Here is a 17080-nt window from a genome sequence, read left to right as displayed (position 1 = left end):
CGGCTGGCTCAGGGCCGGGCGTGCAGCGCGGCGAGGAACGCCTTATGCAGCAGGCCGTTGCTCGCCGCCGCGTTTCCCTGACGCACGCCGGGAACGCCGTCGAGGCCGGTGAACCGGCCGCCCGCTTCGGTGACGACCGGCGCGAGCGCCGCCATGTCCCACAGCGACAACTCGGGCTCGGCAGCCAGGTCGATCGCCCCTTCGGCGACAAGCATGTACGACCAGAAGTCTCCATACCCTCGAGTACGCCAGACGGTGTCGCATACCTCGAGGAATGCTGCGCGCAGGCCCAGGGCGTCCCAGCCGCCGATCGACGAGTAACCGAAGCTCGCGTCCGCGAGGCGCGCGACGCGAGAAACCGCCAATCGCCGCGGCGACTGGCCGAGCGCGGCTGTCCAGGCCCCGGCGCCGCGTGCCGCCCACCACCGCCGGCCCAGCGCCGGAGCCGACACCACGCCCACCACCGGCTCGTCGTCATCGAGCAGCCCGATCAACGTGGCCCAGATCGGCACGCCGCGGACAAAGCTCTTGGTGCCGTCGATCGGGTCGAGCACCCACCTGCGCGGTCCCGAACCGGTCGAGCCGAACTCCTCGCCGGACACCGCGTCGGCCGGCCGCTCGGCGCCCAGGACATCGCGCAACGCGGTCTCGACTGCGCGGTCGGCGTCGCTCACCGGAGTGAGGTCGGGTTTCGTCTCGACCACCAGGTCGGCGGCACCGAACCGGGCGCTGCTGATCGGATCCGCGACGTCCGCCAGCCGCAACGCGAGCGCCAGGTCGGCGGCGTAATCCGGCACGCGCAGAGGCTACCGTCGCTGCTGTGCTGATCTCCGAGCGCGGCGTCGTCCCGCCGTTCCACGTCATGCACGTCATCGACGCGGTGGTGGCGCGCAAGCGCGCCGGGCAGTTCGTGCTCGACCTGTCCGCGGGCCAACCGGCCACGCCCGCGCCGATCCCGGTCCGCGCCGCCGCGCACGCCGCCCTGGACGCCGACCGAATCGGCTACACCAACGCGCTCGGCATCCCACCGCTGCGCGAGGCGATCGCCGGGCACTACCGCGAGCGCGTCGGGATCGATGTGGACCCCCGCGACGTCGCGGTGACGACTGGCTCCTCCGGCGGATTCCTGTACGCGTTCCTCGCCGCCTTCGACGCCGGCGACACCGTGGTCATGGCACGACCGGGCTACCCGGCGTATCGCAACATGCTCACCGCGCTCGGCTGCCGCGTGCTCGAACTGGACTGCGGACCGGCCACCCGTTTCCAGCCGACGCTCGAGCAGCTGGCGGCGCTGGACGAGCCGCCGGCCGGGCTCGTGGTCGCGTCGCCGGCAAACCCCACCGGCACGATGATCGCGCCGGCTGAGCTCGCCGGCGTGGTGGCGTGGTGCGCCGAGCGCGGTGTGCGGTTGATCAGCGACGAGATCTACCACGGCATCACCTACGACGAGCCGGCAGTCAGCGCGCGGGCCCTGAGCGGCGAGCCGATCGTCGTCAACTCCTTCAGCAAGTACTTCTCGATGACCGGCTGGCGAATCGGCTGGCTGCTGATGCCCGACGAGCTGCGCGACTCGGTGGACCGCCTCGCTGGGAACTTCACGATCTGCCCGCCGGCGCTGTCCCAGCTCGCGGCGGTGGCGGCGTTCGGCGCCTACGACGAGCTGGACGCGAACGTCGCGCGCTACGCCGAGAATCGCGCGCTGCTGCTCGACCGGCTGCCCGAGATCGGGCTCGACCGGTTCGCGCCGCCGGACGGCGGCTTCTACGTCTACGCCGACGTCTCGCGGTGGACCGACGACTCGCTGTCCTGGTGCGCGCGGCTGCTGGCCGAGACCGGGGTGGCGATCGCGCCGGGCGTCGACTTCGATCCGGTGACCGGCGGAAAGCACGTCCGGCTGTCGTTCGCCGGCGCGCGCGCCGACATCGCCCATGGCGTCGACCTGCTCGGCGAGTGGATTGCGAAGCAGCCGACTCGCGGCTGACGCGAGCCGGCCGCCAGCGGCTGGCCGCCACTCAAGCCGGGTCAGCGCGGCGGACCGTCCGGGGCGGCGACCGACTCGACGATCTCCACCTCGTCGCCGACCCCGATCACCGCCCCTGGCGTGTCGGGCAGCAGGTTCATGCCGAACCAGGTCTTGCCGTCCCACCGGCGGTGCCGCGCGAGAGTGGCGATCGGCTCCTTGCCCTTCGCGGCGGTGTCCGGGTCGATCGTCGTCATCACGCATCGGTCGCAGCCCTTGACGGCGCGGAACGTCGCCGCTCCGATCCGCACCCGCCGCCAGCCGTCCTCGGCCCACGGCTCGCTGCCGTCGACGACCACGTTCGGCCGGAACCGCACCATCGGCAACGGCCCTTGATCGGCCAGCGGACCAGCCAGGATGAGGTCGTTGAGCGCGCGCAGCGAGGCCGTCGTCGCGATCAGCAGCGGGTAGCCGTCGGCGAAGCTGACCGAGTCGTCCGGCCGGGCGAAGCGCGGGTTCGGCCGCCGGCGAGTCGGGTCGTCGAAGTAGACGAGTCGGGCCGGCTCGCCGATGACCTGGCTGAACCACGCGTGCGCCGCGTCCGAGGCTGAGGCCGCGGCCACCTGCGTGCCCCACACCCGCACCGGCGTCGAGCGTCCGTCGCTCGGCACGTCGACGCTGAGATCAGGCAGGCCGGCCGAGGACAGCTCGAGCCCGCCATCGGGCCGCAGCGTCGGCCGGACCAACAGCAGCCGCGGGTGCTCGCGCGCGGTCAGCTGGTCGCCGTCGGCGTCGACGGCCATCCAGCGCCGGTCGCCGGCGATTCCCCACGGCTCGATGCTGGCCGCGCTCAGCGCCTCGCCACGGCAGGACTTCACCGGGAACCGGGTCAGCGAGGTCAACGTGAGCGGCACCAGCGAAGTCTACGAGCCGCGCCTGATCAGCGGCTGACCAGCAGCTGGCGGAACGCCGCCAGCCGCTGCGCTGTCGAGTGGCCTTGCGCCACCCAGGCGTCGAGATGGCACCCCGGCGCGCCGGCGACGTGCTCGCAGCCCGACAGGCATTGCGTCGCGCCGTCCTCCAGATCGGGGAACGCCCAGAGCAGGTCGTCCGCCGTCACGTGCGCCAACCCGAACGACCGCACGCCAGGCGTGTCGATCACCCAGCCGTCGAGGTCCGGCAGCCGCAGCGCGACCACGGAGGACGAGGTGTGCCGGCCCTTGCCGATGGCGCTGACCACACCCGTCGCGCGGTCCGCCGACGGCACCAGCGCGTTGATCAACGTCGACTTGCCGACGCCGGAGTGGCCGACGAGCACCGACACCGACTCGGCGAGGTGGCCGCGCAGCTCGTCCAACGGGCCGCCGCGATGAGTGACGACAGCCGGCACGGAGAGCGGCGAGTAGCGCTCGATCACCGGGTCGGGGCTCGCGAGGTCCGACTTCGTCAAGCACAGCAGCGGCTCGATGCCCGCAGCCAGCGCCGCCACGATGCACCGGTCGATCAGGCCGTACGACGGCCCCGGGTCGGCCAGCGCCGACACGATCACCAGCTGGTCGGCGTTGGCGACGATCACTCGCTCGTGCGGGTCGTTGTCGTCGGCGGTGCGGCGCAGCACGGTGTCGCGCTCGTCGAGCCGGACGATGCGCGCTAGCGCGTCCGGCTCGCCGGACATGTCGCCGACGACGCCGACCCGGTCGCCGACGACCATCGAGGCCCGGCCCAGCTCGCGAGCCCGCATCGCCGTCACCTCGATGCCGTCGACGAGAACGCTGTAGCGGCCGCGGTCGACGGCGAAAACGGTGCCGTCGAGAGCATCCGCATGCGCGGGCCGCTGCTTCGAGCGTGGGCGGGTGCCCCGCGGGTTGGCACGCGAGCGGACGTCGTCTTCGTCGTACCCGCGTTCGCGAGCGCGATTGCCGCCGGCCAAAGCAGACGCGTCTCAGCCGGCCAGCATCGTCGACCACATGCCGGGGAAGTCCGGCAAGGTCTTCGTCGTCGCGCCGATGTCGTCGATCTGCACGCCGTCGACCGCCAAGCCCAGCACAGCGCCGGCCGTGGCCATCCGGTGGTCGGCGTACGCGCGCCAGCGGCCGCCGTGCAGCGGCGCCGGGGTGATCGTCAACGCGTCCGGGTGCTCGACCACGTCGCCGCCGAGCGCGGTGAGCTCGGCGAACAGCGCGGCCAGCCGGTCGGTCTCGTGCCCGCGCATGTGGCCGAGTCCGCGCAGCTGCGACGGCGACTCGGCGAGCGCGGCGAGCACGGCGATCACCGTGGCGAGCTCGGACACGTCGCGCAGGTCGACGTCGATGCCGCGGATGACGCCGCGGCCGGCGACGGTCAGCCGGTTCGCGGTCAGCCGCACGTCGGCGCCCATGGCCGCCAGCAGTGGGCGCAGCTCGTCGCCCGGCTGGGTCGTGCGCGCCGGCCAGCCGGGGACGCGGACGGTCCCGCCGGTGACCAGCGCCGCGGCGAGGAATGGCGCCGCGTTGGACAGGTCGGGCTCGACGACTCGGCTGCCGCCCGCGATCGGTCCCGGCGCGACGCGCCAGACGCCCGGCTCGGGAGCGGTCGCGTCTACCCCGGCGGCGCGCAGCACGGCGAGGGTCATGTCGACGTGCGGCTGGCTGGGCACCCGGTCGGCGCCGGTGTGGATCACCTCGATGCCCTTGTCGTAGCGCGCGCCGGCCAGCAGCAGCCCCGACACGAATTGCGACGACGCCGACGCGTCGATCTGCACCAGGCCGCCGGGCACGGCGCCGCGGCCGTGGATCGTGAACGGCAGGCGGCCCGTGCCGCCGTCGTCCACCTCGACGCCGGCCTGCCGCAGCCCGTCGACCATGGTCGTCATCGGCCGTTCGCGCGCGTATTCGTCGCCGTCGAAGGTGACCGGACCGTCAGCCAGCGCGGCGATCGGCGGCACGAAGCGCATCACCGTCCCGGCGAGGCCGGTGTCCACGTTCCCGGCACGGAGCTGGCGCGCGGGCGTGATCGCGAGGTCGGGGCCGTCATCGACGATTCGGGCCCCGAGCACACGCAGCGCGTCGGCCATCAGGTCGGTGTCGCGGGCGCGCAGCGGCCGGACCACGCGGGACGGGCTGTCGGCCAGCGCGGCGAGCAGCAGCAGCCGGTTGGTGAGCGACTTAGAGCCGGGCAGCTCGACGGTGGCGCGCACCGGCGCGCTCGCGCGCGGAGCTGCCCAGGGCTGCATGCGCCCAGTGTGCCGCAACTGGGCGACGCCGGCGCGAGATCAGACGTCGATCGTCAACTGTTGCGCGACGGGCTGCGGGTCGACCGGCTCGATGAGCTGCGGACCGTTGTTGCGCACGCTGCCCACCGCCTTCGAGACAAGGCGGGGTTCGAGGATCGGCTCGGGCAGCTCAGCGAGCAGCCGCTGCGCGATCGCAGCATCGTCGCCGGTGCAGTCGAGCCATTGCGCGCGCAGTTCGGCGGGCACCAGCACCGGGCAGCGGTCGTGGATCTCGCCGAGCGTGTCGGTCGCCGGCCGGGTGATGACGGTGCACGTCCAGAGGAAGCGCTGCGGGTCGTCAGCGGGCAGGCTGTCGTCGCGCCAGATCTCGTAGAGGCCGGCCATCGCCAGTACCGCGCCGTCCGGCTCGTGCAGGAAGAACGGGATCTTGCCGCCTTCGACCCGTTGCCACTCGTAATAACCCTGGGCGGGCAGCAAGCATCTGCGCCGTGCCGCGGCCGCTTTGAACGCGGGCTTCTGCGCGACGGTCTCGCTGCGCGCGTTGATCATCTTCGCGCCGCCGCTATGACTCTTCGACCAGCTCGGCACGAGGCCCCAGCGCAGCGTGCGCAGCTGTCGGCTCGTCGCGCTCGTCGCGCTCGTCGCGGCCGTCCGCTCCGCAGCGTCTTTCGCGTGACGGTCGAGCACGGCGCGCACCGGGTCGGTCGGCGCGATGTTCCACGATGGTGGGACGTCCTCGCCGAGGACTTCGTCGACGTCGAACTCGTCCACCAGATCGCCGCTCGCGACGGCGTTCACGTAACGACCGCACATGCGCTGCATTCTGCCGTCGGCGCTTGGCGCGTCGCCACCGAGCGATGATCTCGGCCGGCCCCTGGCAAGGTGGAAGCGTGCGACTCGACCTTTCCACCGCAGCCGGCGCCGCGGTGGTCGAGCTCGATCGGCCGCGCGGGGTGCCGCGTGCGCTGCTGGTGCTCACGCATGGCGCGGGCGGCGGTGTGGACACGCCGGACCTGCTTGCGATCCGCGCGGCGGCGCTGCGCGGCGGCGTCGCGGTGGCGCGGGTGCTGCAGCCCTACCGCGTGGCCGGTCGCGCGTCGCCCACTGCGCCGGAGAAACAGGACGCGGCCTGGCTCGAGGTGGTGGCGGCCATCCGTCGTCGGCGTGGCCTCGGCCCGGCGCCGCTGATCGTGGGCGGGCGCTCGAACGGCGCGCGGGTCGCGTGTCGCACGGCGCTCGCGTCGGGCGCCGTCGGCGTGCTGGCGCTCGCGTTCCCGCTGCACCCACCGGGCAGGCCGGCGAACTCGCGGCTGACCGAGCTGGCGGGCGCCGGCGTCCCGGTGCTGGTCGTGCAGGGCGAGCGCGACCCGTTCGGCATGCCGCCGGATGCCGAGGACCGCGAGGTCGTCGTCGTGCCGGGCGCCGACCACTCGCTCAAGCGCGATCCCACGGCGGTCGCCGCGGCGGCGGTCGCCTTCATCGACCGGCTTCTCCCGAGGGTGACGCCGTTCGTTGCGGACGCGACGCTTGATCCGCTCGTCGAACGCGTGCTGCGGTTGCGCGCGTCGAGCGACGAGCCGCGGGTGCTGATCGGCCTCACCGGACCGCCCGGCGCCGGGAAGACGACGCTCGCGCAGGCGCTGGTGGCGCGGTTCGCCGAACCGGATGCCGGCGCGGGCGCTAGCGGGGCCGTCGTGCAGGTGCCGATGGACGGCTTCCACCTGGCCGACGTCGCGCTCGATCGTCTCGGGCTGCGCGACCGCAAGGGAGCGCCGGAGACGTTCGACGCGGGCGGTTACGCCGCGCTGCTGCGCCGCGTCCGCGCCGGCGAGGCGGTGTGGGCGCCGGCGTTCGAACGGGTGCTCGAGCAGCCGATCGCGCAGAGCCTGCCGATTCCGCTCGAGGCGCGGGTCGTCGTCAGCGAGGGCAACTACCTCCTGCTGTCTGACCCGCCCTGGCCGGACGTGCGGGCGCAGTTCGCCGAAGTCTGGTTCTGCCGCGTCGACCGGGCGCGGCGCCGCGAGCGGTTGATCGCCCGCCACATCGAGTTCGGCAAGTCGCCACGCGCGGCGCGCGATTGGGTCGCGCGCACCGACGACCCGAACGCCGAGTTGGTCGACGCGACAATGGCCGGCGCCGACCTCGTCGTCGACCTTTGACGACCCGCCCATGACCCGCGCATGACCCACGCGCGACCCCCGCGTGACGGCCGCCGTCCCGCGTGCCAGGGTCGAGAGGTGACCACGCTGCGCGCCGCACGCGACTTCCTGCTCGAGCACCGCGACGACTACGACACGGCGTACGTGGGATTCGAGTGGCCGCGCCCCGAGCAGTTCAACTTCGCTACCGACTGGTTCGACGGCGTGCTCACCGCCGAGCACCCGCACGCGACCGCGTTGCGCCTGATCGAGAGCGACGGCTCGCAGGCGAGCTACACCTTCGCCGAGCTGTCAGCTCGCTCGGACCAGCTCGCCGGCTGGCTGCGCGCCCACGGCGTCGCACGCGGCATGCGGCTGCTCGTGCTGCTCGGCAACCAGGTCGAGCTGTGGGAGACCACGCTGGCTGCGATCAAGCTGGGCGCCGTCCTGATCCCCGCCACCACGCTGCTGGCCGAGGCCGATCTGCGCGACCGGGTCGAGCGCGGCGACGTCGGCGCGGTGATCGCCCGCAGCGAAGTGGCGCCGCGGTTCGCCGGGGTGCCCGGCGCCTACCTGCGCGTCGCCGTCGGCGAGCCGGTCGACGGCTGGCTGCGTTACGCGGACAGCCTGACCAGCCTTGGCCCGTTCAGCCCGGACGGGCCGACCGACGCCGACGACCCGCTGCTGCTCTACTTCACGTCGGGCACGACCGCGCTGCCCAAGCTGGTCGAGCACACGCACGTCAGCTACCCCATCGGGCATCTGTCGACGATGTACTGGATCGGGCTGCGGCCTGGCGACGTCCACCTGAACGTGTCCAGCCCGGGTTGGGCGAAGCACGCGTGGTCGTGCGTGTTCGCGCCGTGGCTGGCCGGCGCGACGATCTGCCTGTACAACTACGACCGCTTCGACGCCGCGGCGATGCTCGACGTGCTGCGCGACGCGAAGGTGACGACGTTCTGCGCGCCGCCGACCGTCTGGCGGATGCTCATCCAGCAGGACCTCGCCGCGTGGACGGACGACCTCTCGCTGCGCGAGGTCGTCGGCGCGGGCGAGCCGCTCAACCCCGAAGTGATCGAGTCGGTGCGCCGCGCCTGGGGCATCACCATCCGCGACGGATTCGGGCAGACCGAATCCGCGCTGCAGGTGGGCAACTCGCCGGGCCAGCCGGTCAAGGTCGGCTCGATGGGCCGGCCGATGCCCGGCTTCGGAATCGAGCTCGTCGACCCGGTCAGCGACGAGGTCGCCGCCGAGGGCGAGATCTGCGTCGTGCTCGAGCCGGAGCGGCCCGTCGGCCTGTTGACCGGCTATCGGGGCGACGCCGAGCGCAACGCGGAGGCGTTCGCCGGCGGCAGATACCACACCGGCGACGTCGCGAGCCGCGACGCGGACGGCTATCTCACCTACGTCGGCCGCGCCGACGACGTGTTCAAGGCCAGCGACTACCGGATCAGCCCGTTTGAGCTGGAGAGCGTCCTGATCGAGCATCCGGCCGTGGCCGAGGCGGCGGTCGTCCCGGCGCCCGACGAGTTGCGGCTGGCTGTGCCGAAGGCGTTCGTCGTGCTGGCCGCGGGCCGGGCGCCGAGCAGCGAGCTGGCCGGCGACATCCTCGCGTTCTGCCGCGACCGCCTCGCCCCGTACAAGCGGATCCGCCGGCTGCAGTTCGCCGAGCTGCCGAAGACGATCAGCGGCAAGATCCGCCGAGTCGAGTTGCGCGCCGCGGAGGCCGACCACGCCGGCGCGCGCGTCGAGGGCGAGTACCGCGAAGAGGACTTCGGCTGATTCCTGTTGCTGACCCACGCTGACGGTGGCGCGCGCTGTCATGCTCTGCGCGCGTCATGACGCCGCGACAGCATGACGCGTTGCGAACGGTGGCCACTGCCAGGCGACGGCCGCTGCGCCTCAGGCGGCGGCGATCGGGGCGGTGGTCGCGCCGGCCGCGCGGAGCAGGTCCGCCGGCGCCAGCTCGACTTGCAGGCCGCGCTTGCCCGCGGACACGAAGACCGTCGCGAACCGCGCCGCCGACTCGTCGACGACGACCCGCAGCCGCGACTTCTGCCCGATCGGCGAGATGCCGCCGACGACGTATCCGGTGGCGCGGGCGGCGGCCGCGGGTTCGGCGAGTTCGGCCCGCTTGCCGCCGAGCGCGGCGGCGAACGCCTTGAGGTCGAGCCGCGCCGCGACCGGCACGACGCCGCACGCGAGCCTTCCGTCGACGCTCGCGATCAGCGTCTTGAACAGCCGCGCCGGCTCGACGCCGAGCGCGGCGGCGGCTTCCTCGCCGTAGGACTGGGCCCGCGGGTCGTGCTCGTACGGGTGCAGCGTGTAGGTGATCTCGGCGCGGGTGAGCTGCGCGGTGGCAGGCGTCCCGGTGGCCATCTCCGAAACGGTAACGGGCGGCAGAAACGGAATGTCCCGCGGCCGCGCGTCGTTTTGCTCCTAGACACACGCCGACCGAGGAAGAGCTGACCTGATGACGGTTGCGATATCTGCACCAGCGCCGACGAGCGGACGCCGTCGCGGCGTTGTCGACGCCATCCGGCCACTCGTCGCCCGCGCGCTACCCTCGCAACCGGGGTCCGTCGAGACCGCCGAAGGGAGCACGGTGGCAGAGGAGACGGTCGAGGCGCGCCGGGCGCGGTTCGAGCGCGACGCACTGCCGTTTGTCGACCAGCTGTACGCCGCCGCGATGCGCATGACGCGCAATCCCGCAGACGCCGAGGACCTCGTCCAGGAGACGTACGTCAAGGCGTTCGCCGCGTTCCACCAGTTCACCGAGGGAACCAACCTCAAGGCGTGGTTGTACCGCATCCTGACGAACACCTTCATCAACAACTATCGCAAGAAACAGCGCCAGCCCCAGGAGGCCGGCAACGAGGACGTCGAGGATTGGCAGCTCGCGCGCGCCGAGTCGCACACCTCGACCGGTCTGCGCTCGGCGGAGACCGAGGCGTTGGACCACCTGCCCGACTCCGATGTGAAGGACGCGCTGCAGGCGCTGCCCGAGGACTTCCGGCTTGCTGTGTACCTCGCCGACGTCGAGGGGTTCGCGTACAAGGAGATCGCCGAGATCATGGGCACGCCCATCGGCACGGTGATGTCGCGCCTGCACCGCGGCCGCAAGCAGCTGCAGCACCTGCTCGCCGACTACGCGAGGGACCGCGGCCTGATCCGCTCGGGAGCGGCGGAATGAGCGGGATGGGCTTCGGCCCCGGCGGGATCGACTGCGACGACGTGCTTCGCGACGTCTACCTCTACCTGGACGACGAGACCGACCCGCGGCTGCGCAACCGCATCCGCCAACACCTGGACAGCTGCACGCCGTGCCTGGCGCAGTTCGGCCTGGAGCAGGACGTTCGCTCGCTGATCGCGCGCTGCTGCGGCGGCGATCGCGCCCCGGCGAGCCTGCACGAGCGGATCAAAGTCAGGATCACCGAGGTGACGGTCGAATCCGCCCACCTGGAGTACCGCGCCGAGTAGCCAACGCAGCGGCCGGCAGTGCGAACGTCAGGAGTTCGAACCGCGGCGCGGCGCCACCCGGTCGACGAGCCGTTTCGCCGCCCGCAATCCGGCCTGGACGAGGTCGCCGCCGCGCTGGCCGAGCACGACGCCGACGAGGTCGACCCGCCGGCCGGCGACGATGCGGTGCGAGCGGAACACGAAGCAGCCGCCGGACGCCGACATCGACCCGGTCTTCACGCCGACGAACCCGTCGTGGTGCAACAACGTGTCGCGGTTGCGCACGCGGCCGACGACGGGGATCCGCGCCTGCCGACGGCTGACCATGACCCGGAAGAACCGGTCGCGCAGCGCGGCCTGCGCCAGCCGCAGCTGATCGGCGGCCGTCGATCGAGTGGCTGGGTCGAAGCCGCTGGGATCGGTGTAGACCGTGTGCCGCATCCGCAACGCGCGGGCAGCGCGGTTCATCGCCCGCACGAACGCCGACACCGTCCCGGACACCCGTCTAGCCAGCAGGATCGCGACGTTGTTCGCCGACGGCAGCAACAGCGCGGCCAGCGCCTGTCGCTCGGTCAGCCGCTCGCCGGCGCGCACCACGACCACGGACTCGCCGCGCGCCGTCCGCCGGCGCAGGTCGCGCACATCGCGAGCGCGGATCGTCAGCACGAAACCGCTGCGCCCGGCGGCGATCGGATGCGCGCGCAGCACGAGATAGGCCGTCATCACCTTCGCGACGCTCGCGATGGGGACGGCGTGCTGGCCGGGGCTCGTGCGCAGGTGGCCGCCGCCGAGGACGTAGGCGGCTTGCCCGTGCGCCGGCCAGATCGAGGGGACCGACGCGCTGGCAGCGGCAGGCGCGGCGACCACGAGCATGCCAAGGGCCGCGGCCGCTGCGGCCGCCGCGGCCGTCGCGGCCGTCGCGGCCGTCGCCAAAGCTCGCCGGGCCATTGCCACTCCTGCTCGTCGGGTCGGGGCAGCATACGGCTTGCCGACTTCCATACCGCGAGGTACGGCCTCAGACGCCGGTGAAGCCGATCTGCCGCCACGCCTCGTAGGCGCCGATCGCGGCGGCGTTGGCGAGGTTGAGCGATCGCCGACCGGCCAGCATCGGGATGCGCACCCGCTGCGTGACGTGTGGGTCCGCCAGCACCTGCTCGGGCAGACCGGACGGCTCCGGCCCGAACAGCAGGGCGTCGCCGGCCCGATAGGCGATGTCGGCGTAGGAGGTCGTCGCCGAGGCGGTGAACGCGAACACCCGAGCCGCAGGGGAGAGCGCGGTCCAGAGCCGATCGAGATCGGGATGCACGGTGACGGTCGCGAGGTCGTGGTAGTCCAGCCCGGCGCGGCGCAGCTTGGCGTCGGCCAGGGTGAAGCCCAGCGGTTCGACGAGGTGCAGGTGGGCGCCGGTCACCGCGACGAGGCGTATCGCGTTGCCGGTGTTCGAGGGAATCCGCGGCTCGAAGAAGACGAGGGAGAACATCGCCGCCAATGTAGTGTCGGCATCCCCGGGCGACTACCGTGCCGGCCGACCTGGCAGGCTCGCAACCGATGTCCGCGCTGACCGACACGCTCGCCACCCGCACCGCGCTCACCTCCGAGCAGGCCGACCACATCGCGCGGCTGGTCGGGGAATGGCAGCTGCTGTCCGACCTCGCGTTCGCCGATCTGCTGCTCTGGGTCCCGGTCGCGTTGCCCGCAGCGGAGGCCGGCAGCGTGCCCGCGTTCCTCTGCGTGGCCCAGTGCCGGCCGACCACCGGGCCGACGGCCTACCAGCACGACCAGGTCGGCGTGGTGCTGCGCGGCGGCCGGATCGCGCCGCTTCGGGTGGCCTACCTGGAGACGCGGATCTTTCGCGAGGTCGATCCCGACTGGGACGGCGACCTGCCGATCCGGCGCGAGGCGATCCCGGTGCGCTGCGGCGAGGACGTGATAGCCGTGGTCGGCCGCGACGCCAACCTCGCGAGCATCCGCACGCCCAGCCAGCTCGAGCTCGTCTACCTGCAAAGCGCCGCCGACCTCGCCGCGATGGTGGCCGACGGCACGTTCCCCGCGGCGGAGTCGCCGCCGGAGGAAGGGGCCGGCCCGCGCGTAGGCGATGGCCTCGTCCGGCTCGAGCCGGACGGCACGATCATCTACGCCAGCCCCAACGCGCTCTCGGCGTTCAACCGCCTCGGAGTCACCGGCCCGGTGCTGTCCGAGCCAATCGACGGTCTGACGAGCACCGTCGTCGACGACCCCTTCGACGCGAGCGACCTCGCCGGCGCGGTCGCCGATGCGATCGACGGCGGGCATCCTGCCAGCGTCGAGATCGAGGGTGGCGGTGCGGTGATCCTCTTCCGCGCGCTGCCGCTGCGTCCGCGAGGCGAGACGCTCGGTGCGCTGCTGCTGATGCAGGACGTCACCGAGCTGCGTCGCCGGGACCGGCAGATCCTGAGCAAGGACGCGACGATCCGCGAAATTCACCATCGGGTGAAGAACAACCTGCAGACGGTTGCCGCGCTGCTGCGGCTGCAGGCCCGCCGCGTCTCGGTGCCCGTCGCTCGCGCGGCGTTGGAGGAGTCGATGCGGCGAGTGCAGTCGATCGCGCTGGTGCACGAGACGCTGTCGGTGTCGGTGGACGAGTCGGTCGAGTACGACGAGGTCGTCGACCGGCTGCTGGTGATGCTGAGCGACGTGATGGGCTCCGCCGACCGGGTGTCGGTGAGCCGGGCCGGCAGCTTCGGCGAGATCCCGGCGGAGCTCGCGACCACGCTGGTGCTGGTGCTCACCGAGCTCGTGCAGAACGCGGTCGAGCACGCCTTCCCGGACGACCGGTCCGGGGCCGTCGTCGTCGAAGCGACCCGCGATCGAGGGCTGTTGACCGTGACGATCCGTGACGACGGCGTCGGCCTGCCGGCCGAGTTCGACGCGAGCCGCTCGGATCGGCTCGGCCTGCAGATCGTGAACACGCTGGTCTCGGCGGAACTCGACGGGACGGTGCACTGGCGACGCGACGACGGCGTCGGGGGCGCCGGCGGGACCGCGGCGATCGTGTCGATGTCGGTCGGGCGGCGCGGTCGCGGTTAGCCGCGGCTGCGTTGGCCCCGGGCGCTATGGACACAAAACCGGCGCCGTCGGCAATCGACGGCGCCGGTGAGATCGAGCTCGAGCTCGATCTCTAAGTCAGCTCAGTCGGGCCCGGGCTCGCGCGTTGCGGCGCTTGAGCGCGCGACGCTCGTCCTCGGACAGACCGCCCCAGACGCCGGCGTCCTGGCCGGATTCCAGCGCCCAGGTCAGGCACTCCTGCAGCACCGGGCAGCGCCGGCACACAGCCTTCGCCTGCTCGATCTGCAGTAGGGCCGGGCCGGTGTTCCCGATCGGGAAGAACAGCTCGGGGTCCTCGTCACGGCAAATTGCGCGGTGCCGCCAGTCCATTCGAATGATCTCCTTACTCGGCTACCGGCCGGCTCGATACGCCGCCCTGCGCTTGTGAATCCTTTCACGAGCAGCGGCATGCTTCAAGGTTCTGCCCGCACTGCAAGGCATGTCACCGGGATTTGGCGCTCTTTTTTGGCGGCCGGCAGGCGACGACTCGCGTCGACGCTACGCGGCATCGGCAGATCGGTCGAGTGCATGGGCGTACCTCGTGGCACGATCCCTCGTACTTAGACCAGCAAACTCGGCGGCACGACGACCCGGATCGCCTTGGGCGCTGACCGGAAGACGACCTTGGCCCGGCTGTCCAGGGCGTCTCCGTCGAGCTGAAACGGCATCGGCTCGTCGGCCAGCACGGTGAGCTGGTCGACGTCGTGCTCGACCCGCGCCCCGCGCGTCCCGACCCGCGGGTTCGAGCCGGACATCCGCGCCATGCTCCACAACATGCCGACAGTGCTCATCCGGCGGCGGGCGTACACCGCCAGGCCGGTTTCCAACGACACGTCCGGCGTCGGGTGCAGCGGCCGGTTGCCGACGTAGGTCCACGGATCGGCGTTGGTGACGATCGTGAAATGGATGTCCTCAAGGCGTTCGCCGTCGGGCAGCTCGACGCGCAGCTTCGGGTGCCGGCGGTCGCTGCGCAGGAATTCGCGCACGCCGACCCGCGCGTACAGCGTGTGGGTGGAGCGCTTGCCCTGGCGGCGCTTGCGCTCGACGCCGTGCACGATCGCGGCGTCGAAGCCCAGGCCCGCGCCGAAGCAGAAGTACCGGTCGTCGGCCAGACCGAGGCTGACGGTCCGGCGGGCGCCGGTGCGCAGGCCTTCCAGCAGTTGGCCGGTCGCCTCGATCGGGTCGTTCGCCAGGCCGAGCGCGCGGACGAACACGTTGGTCGACCCCGCCGGGACGATGCCGAGCGCGGGCACCCGGGCGTGCACGCCGTCGGTCAGCAGGCCGTTGATGACCTCGTTCACTGTGCCGTCCCCGCCGAGGGCGACCACCACGTCAGCGTCGGCGCGCATCGCCCGGCAGGCCAGCGCGGCGGCGTGCCCCCGGTTGGCCGTCTCGACAACCTCCAGCTCAGCCGCGCTGCCGAGCGCGTGGGAGAGGACGTCGCGTTCGCGCGGGCTCATCGCCGTGGCGCGCGGGTTGACGACCACGAGGATGCGCACGGAGCGAAAGGGTACGGGCCCTGGTCAGCAACGCGGCCGGACGGGCGGATCCGCGCGCGTCGTTAGGCTAGGCGCCGTGGATCCGGACGACGTGGGCTCCGCCGGGCCGCCGCCGCGGCCGTTGCGCGCGGCGTGCGTGATCGTCGCCCTTGAAGTGCTGGCGCTGCTCGCCGCCGCCGGCGTGCTGGTCGCGAAGACGGCGACCGGCGAGCCGGCGAGCGTTGGCCGCGCGCTGTTCGGCGCCGCGCTGGCGGTCGGCGGCGCGGTGGTGCTCGCGTTCGCCGCCCGCGGCTTGGCGCGGATGTCGTCGGCCGCGCGCACGCCGGTGGTCGTGCTGCAGATCCTGGCGCTGCCGGTCTCCTACAGCCTGGCCTTCCAAGCGCACCGGGTGGAGTACGGCGGACCGATCCTCGTCGCGGCGCTCAGCGTGCTCTACCTGCTGTTCACGCCGCCGGTCCGCGCGGTGCTCGACCGCGACCTGACCCGCTAATCGCACGACGCGACTGGCGTTCGATCAACTGCGGCGCCGGCGCTGCTCGACCTCGGGCTCGGGCGCGCCGAGGCTCTCCCGCAGCCGCTTCAACCCGCGCGCCACCAGCCGCGACACCTGCATCTGCGACACCCCGACGATCGCGGCGATCTCGGTCTGCGTCTTGTTCGCGATGAAGCGCAGCAGCAGGATCTCGCGCTCGGACTCCGGCAGCTTCTGGATCACCTCGCGCAGCACCGCGCGCTGCTCGACCTGCTCGAATCCCTCATCCAGGATGCCGAGCATCGGGTGCTCGGGCACGCTCTCGCCGGGCGCGGCCAACACGTCCAAAGGCACGCCGGAATACGCGCGCGCGGCGTCGAGGGCCTCGAGCACGGTCTCCTCGTCCAGCTCGATGCGCTGCGCGAGCTCCGGCACCGTCGGCGCGCGCCCGAGCTCCTGGCTGAGGTCGGCCCGCGCGGCGTTCAACGTCGTCTGCAGCTCCTGCGCGCGACGCGGGACGTGAATCAGCCAGCCGGTGTCGCGGAAATGCCGCTTGATCTCACCGAGGATCGTCGGCGTCGCGTACGTCGAGAACTCCAGCTGGCGTTCGGGGTCGAAGCGGTCGATGGCCTTGATCAAGCCGATCGCGCCCACCTGCACGAGGTCGTTCATCGGCTCGTTGCGGCCGGAGAAGCGGCGGGCGAGGTACACGACAAGGGGCATGTGCAACTCGACCAGCTGGTCTCGCAAGCTCTTGCGGCTTTCGCTGTCTGCCGGCAGGGAGTGCAGCTTGGCGAGCAGGTTCCCGGCCCGGGCGCGGTCGTCGCCCTGGCTGTGCGGGCTGCTCACCGGGCCGCGGCCTCCCGCTTCTTTGTGACGGTGATGGTGAGCCGGTCGCCGGACTGCGCGACGTCCACGCTGCTGGCCAGCGCGCCGAGCACCGTCCAGGCGAAGCCCTCGCGGTCTGGCTGGGCGGTGTCCACGCTCTGCACCGAGGACTCGACGGCGAGATTGCCGTCGCCGAGCACGAACCGCGCGTCGAGGGTGGTGTCGTCGGTCGCGTGCGGCAGCAGCAGCGCGCAGGCCTCGTCCACGGCCAGCCGCAGATCCTCGATGTCGTCGATCGTCAGTCCGCAGCGGGTGGCGAGGCTTGCCGCGGCGAGCCGCAGCGTCGACACGTACGCGACGTCCGCCGGCACGCGCAGCTCGACCCTGTCGGGCTCGAGCCCGTTCTTCTCCGGGCTAGTCATGTTCCAC

At 72.4% G+C, this 17080-nt stretch carries 19 protein-coding genes; 7 read left to right on the top strand and 12 right to left on the bottom strand.

Features of this window, described 5'->3' with window-relative positions; all coding sequences use genetic code 11:
* Positions 1 to 8: 8 nt before the first annotated feature.
* Positions 9 to 797 carry a histidinol-phosphatase gene (hisN, locus tag ACFFBG_RS06115; RefSeq protein ID WP_375476703.1) on the bottom strand — a complete coding sequence of 263 codons (789 nt, stop codon included), beginning with the start codon at positions 795 to 797 and terminating at the stop codon, positions 9 to 11.
* Positions 798 to 862: 65 nt separating this feature from the next.
* Here hisN and ACFFBG_RS06110 point away from each other — a divergent pair, with 65 nt between their 5' ends.
* The gene (locus ACFFBG_RS06110; RefSeq protein ID WP_375477212.1) at positions 863 to 1981 is read left to right on the top strand and encodes an aminotransferase class I/II-fold pyridoxal phosphate-dependent enzyme; all 1119 of its coding nucleotides are present in this window, start codon (positions 863 to 865) and stop codon (positions 1979 to 1981) included.
* A 41-nt stretch (positions 1982 to 2022) separates the two neighbouring features.
* On the opposite strand, the gene ACFFBG_RS06105 is transcribed toward ACFFBG_RS06110, so the two are convergent.
* The 4 genes from ACFFBG_RS06105 to ACFFBG_RS06090 are packed head-to-tail and all read right to left on the bottom strand — an operon-like array spanning position 2023 to position 5984.
* Positions 2023 to 2874, bottom strand: a complete 852-nt coding sequence (locus ACFFBG_RS06105; protein WP_375476701.1) for an MOSC domain-containing protein — start codon at positions 2872 to 2874, stop codon at positions 2023 to 2025.
* Positions 2875 to 2900: 26 nt separating this feature from the next.
* Positions 2901 to 3890 carry a ribosome small subunit-dependent GTPase A gene (rsgA, locus tag ACFFBG_RS06100; RefSeq protein ID WP_375476699.1) on the bottom strand — a complete coding sequence of 330 codons (990 nt, stop codon included), beginning with the start codon at positions 3888 to 3890 and terminating at the stop codon, positions 2901 to 2903.
* A gap of 12 nt (positions 3891 to 3902) precedes the next feature.
* Positions 3903 to 5171, bottom strand: a complete 1269-nt coding sequence (aroA, locus tag ACFFBG_RS06095; RefSeq protein ID WP_375476697.1) for a 3-phosphoshikimate 1-carboxyvinyltransferase — start codon at positions 5169 to 5171, stop codon at positions 3903 to 3905.
* A 39-nt stretch (positions 5172 to 5210) separates the two neighbouring features.
* On the bottom strand, positions 5211 to 5984 hold the full coding sequence (locus ACFFBG_RS06090) for an SOS response-associated peptidase (protein ID WP_375476695.1): 774 nt from the start codon (positions 5982 to 5984) through the stop codon (positions 5211 to 5213).
* 77 nt (positions 5985 to 6061) lie between these two features.
* On the opposite strand from ACFFBG_RS06090, the gene ACFFBG_RS06085 reads away from it, so the two are divergent.
* Positions 6062 to 7330 (top strand): nucleoside/nucleotide kinase family protein, encoded by a 1269-nt coding sequence (locus ACFFBG_RS06085; protein ID WP_375476693.1) that lies wholly within the window; start codon positions 6062 to 6064, stop codon positions 7328 to 7330.
* Between the two features lie 21 nt (positions 7331 to 7351).
* Positions 7352 to 9091 carry an AMP-binding protein gene (locus ACFFBG_RS06080; protein ID WP_375476691.1) on the top strand — a complete coding sequence of 580 codons (1740 nt, stop codon included), beginning with the start codon at positions 7352 to 7354 and terminating at the stop codon, positions 9089 to 9091.
* 120 nt (positions 9092 to 9211) lie between these two features.
* Here the strand turns inward: ACFFBG_RS06080 and ybaK are convergent, their stop codons facing one another.
* On the bottom strand, positions 9212 to 9688 hold the full coding sequence (gene ybaK, locus ACFFBG_RS06075) for a Cys-tRNA(Pro) deacylase (protein WP_375476689.1): 477 nt from the start codon (positions 9686 to 9688) through the stop codon (positions 9212 to 9214).
* A gap of 94 nt (positions 9689 to 9782) precedes the next feature.
* On the opposite strand from ybaK, the gene ACFFBG_RS06070 reads away from it, so the two are divergent.
* Positions 9783 to 10502: a sigma-70 family RNA polymerase sigma factor gene (locus tag ACFFBG_RS06070; RefSeq protein WP_375476687.1), complete on the top strand. Its 720-nt coding sequence runs from the start codon at positions 9783 to 9785 to the stop codon at positions 10500 to 10502.
* Positions 10499 to 10789: a mycothiol system anti-sigma-R factor gene (gene rsrA, locus ACFFBG_RS06065; protein WP_375476685.1), complete on the top strand. Its 291-nt coding sequence runs from the start codon at positions 10499 to 10501 to the stop codon at positions 10787 to 10789. The genes ACFFBG_RS06070 and rsrA overlap by 4 nt, the downstream gene beginning before the upstream one ends.
* Positions 10790 to 10816: 27 nt before the next feature.
* Here rsrA and ACFFBG_RS06060 read toward each other — a convergent pair whose 3' ends face one another.
* Together ACFFBG_RS06060 and ACFFBG_RS06055 are read right to left on the bottom strand one after the other, a co-directional pair.
* Positions 10817 to 11716: a D-alanyl-D-alanine carboxypeptidase family protein gene (locus tag ACFFBG_RS06060; protein ID WP_375476683.1), complete on the bottom strand. Its 900-nt coding sequence runs from the start codon at positions 11714 to 11716 to the stop codon at positions 10817 to 10819.
* 67 nt (positions 11717 to 11783) lie between these two features.
* Positions 11784 to 12248: a tRNA (cytidine(34)-2'-O)-methyltransferase gene (locus ACFFBG_RS06055; protein WP_375476681.1), complete on the bottom strand. Its 465-nt coding sequence runs from the start codon at positions 12246 to 12248 to the stop codon at positions 11784 to 11786.
* A gap of 68 nt (positions 12249 to 12316) precedes the next feature.
* Here ACFFBG_RS06055 and ACFFBG_RS06050 point away from each other — a divergent pair, with 68 nt between their 5' ends.
* Positions 12317 to 13834: a sensor histidine kinase gene (locus ACFFBG_RS06050; protein ID WP_375476679.1), complete on the top strand. Its 1518-nt coding sequence runs from the start codon at positions 12317 to 12319 to the stop codon at positions 13832 to 13834.
* Between the two features lie 96 nt (positions 13835 to 13930).
* Here ACFFBG_RS06050 and ACFFBG_RS06045 read toward each other — a convergent pair whose 3' ends face one another.
* Positions 13931 to 14182 carry a WhiB family transcriptional regulator gene (locus tag ACFFBG_RS06045; protein WP_375476677.1) on the bottom strand — a complete coding sequence of 84 codons (252 nt, stop codon included), beginning with the start codon at positions 14180 to 14182 and terminating at the stop codon, positions 13931 to 13933.
* Positions 14183 to 14412: 230 nt separating this feature from the next.
* A complete protein-coding gene (locus tag ACFFBG_RS06040) occupies positions 14413 to 15351 on the bottom strand; it encodes a diacylglycerol/lipid kinase family protein (RefSeq protein ID WP_375476675.1) in 939 nt (312 codons plus the stop codon).
* A gap of 76 nt (positions 15352 to 15427) precedes the next feature.
* On the opposite strand from ACFFBG_RS06040, the gene ACFFBG_RS06035 reads away from it, so the two are divergent.
* Positions 15428 to 15841: a hypothetical protein gene (locus ACFFBG_RS06035; RefSeq protein WP_375476673.1), complete on the top strand. Its 414-nt coding sequence runs from the start codon at positions 15428 to 15430 to the stop codon at positions 15839 to 15841.
* Positions 15842 to 15865: 24 nt separating this feature from the next.
* On the opposite strand, the gene ACFFBG_RS06030 is transcribed toward ACFFBG_RS06035, so the two are convergent.
* Both ACFFBG_RS06030 and ACFFBG_RS06025 read right to left on the bottom strand, forming a co-directional pair.
* Positions 15866 to 16672, bottom strand: coding sequence for a SigB/SigF/SigG family RNA polymerase sigma factor (locus ACFFBG_RS06030; RefSeq protein ID WP_375476672.1), 807 nt, complete (start codon positions 16670 to 16672; stop codon positions 15866 to 15868).
* The gene (locus ACFFBG_RS06025) at positions 16669 to 17073 is read right to left on the bottom strand and encodes an ATP-binding protein (RefSeq protein ID WP_375476670.1); all 405 of its coding nucleotides are present in this window, start codon (positions 17071 to 17073) and stop codon (positions 16669 to 16671) included. The genes ACFFBG_RS06030 and ACFFBG_RS06025 overlap by 4 nt, the downstream gene beginning before the upstream one ends.
* Positions 17074 to 17080: the final 7 nt, after the last annotated feature.

This window comes from uncultured Jatrophihabitans sp. (assembly GCF_964251945.1).
Taxonomy (GTDB): Bacteria; Actinomycetota; Actinomycetes; order Mycobacteriales; family Jatrophihabitantaceae; genus Jatrophihabitans.
This window is presented reverse-complemented; position numbering and strand designations above follow the sequence as displayed.

Excerpts from the sequence above, each read along its gene's own strand:
- ACFFBG_RS06110 (WP_375477212.1), top strand. The coding sequence starts at position 863 with ATGCACGTCATCGACGCGGTGGTGGCGCGCAAGCGCGCCGGGCAGTTC.
- aroA (WP_375476697.1), bottom strand. The coding sequence starts at position 5,171 with ATGCAGCCCTGGGCAGCTCCGCGCGCGAGCGCGCCGGTGCGCGCCACC.
- ACFFBG_RS06090 (WP_375476695.1), bottom strand. The coding sequence starts at position 5,984 with ATGTGCGGTCGTTACGTGAACGCCGTCGCGAGCGGCGATCTGGTGGAC.
- ACFFBG_RS06080 (WP_375476691.1), top strand. The coding sequence starts at position 7,352 with ATGACCCACGCGCGACCCCCGCGTGACGGCCGCCGTCCCGCGTGCCAG.
- ybaK (WP_375476689.1), bottom strand. The coding sequence starts at position 9,688 with ATGGCCACCGGGACGCCTGCCACCGCGCAGCTCACCCGCGCCGAGATC.
- ACFFBG_RS06070 (WP_375476687.1), top strand. The coding sequence starts at position 9,783 with ATGACGGTTGCGATATCTGCACCAGCGCCGACGAGCGGACGCCGTCGC.
- rsrA (WP_375476685.1), top strand. The coding sequence starts at position 10,499 with ATGAGCGGGATGGGCTTCGGCCCCGGCGGGATCGACTGCGACGACGTG.
- ACFFBG_RS06060 (WP_375476683.1), bottom strand. The coding sequence starts at position 11,716 with ATGGCCCGGCGAGCTTTGGCGACGGCCGCGACGGCCGCGACGGCCGCG.
- ACFFBG_RS06055 (WP_375476681.1), bottom strand. The coding sequence starts at position 12,248 with ATGTTCTCCCTCGTCTTCTTCGAGCCGCGGATTCCCTCGAACACCGGC.
- ACFFBG_RS06050 (WP_375476679.1), top strand. The coding sequence starts at position 12,317 with ATGTCCGCGCTGACCGACACGCTCGCCACCCGCACCGCGCTCACCTCC.
- ACFFBG_RS06045 (WP_375476677.1), bottom strand. The coding sequence starts at position 14,182 with ATGGACTGGCGGCACCGCGCAATTTGCCGTGACGAGGACCCCGAGCTG.
- ACFFBG_RS06025 (WP_375476670.1), bottom strand. The coding sequence starts at position 17,073 with ATGACTAGCCCGGAGAAGAACGGGCTCGAGCCCGACAGGGTCGAGCTG.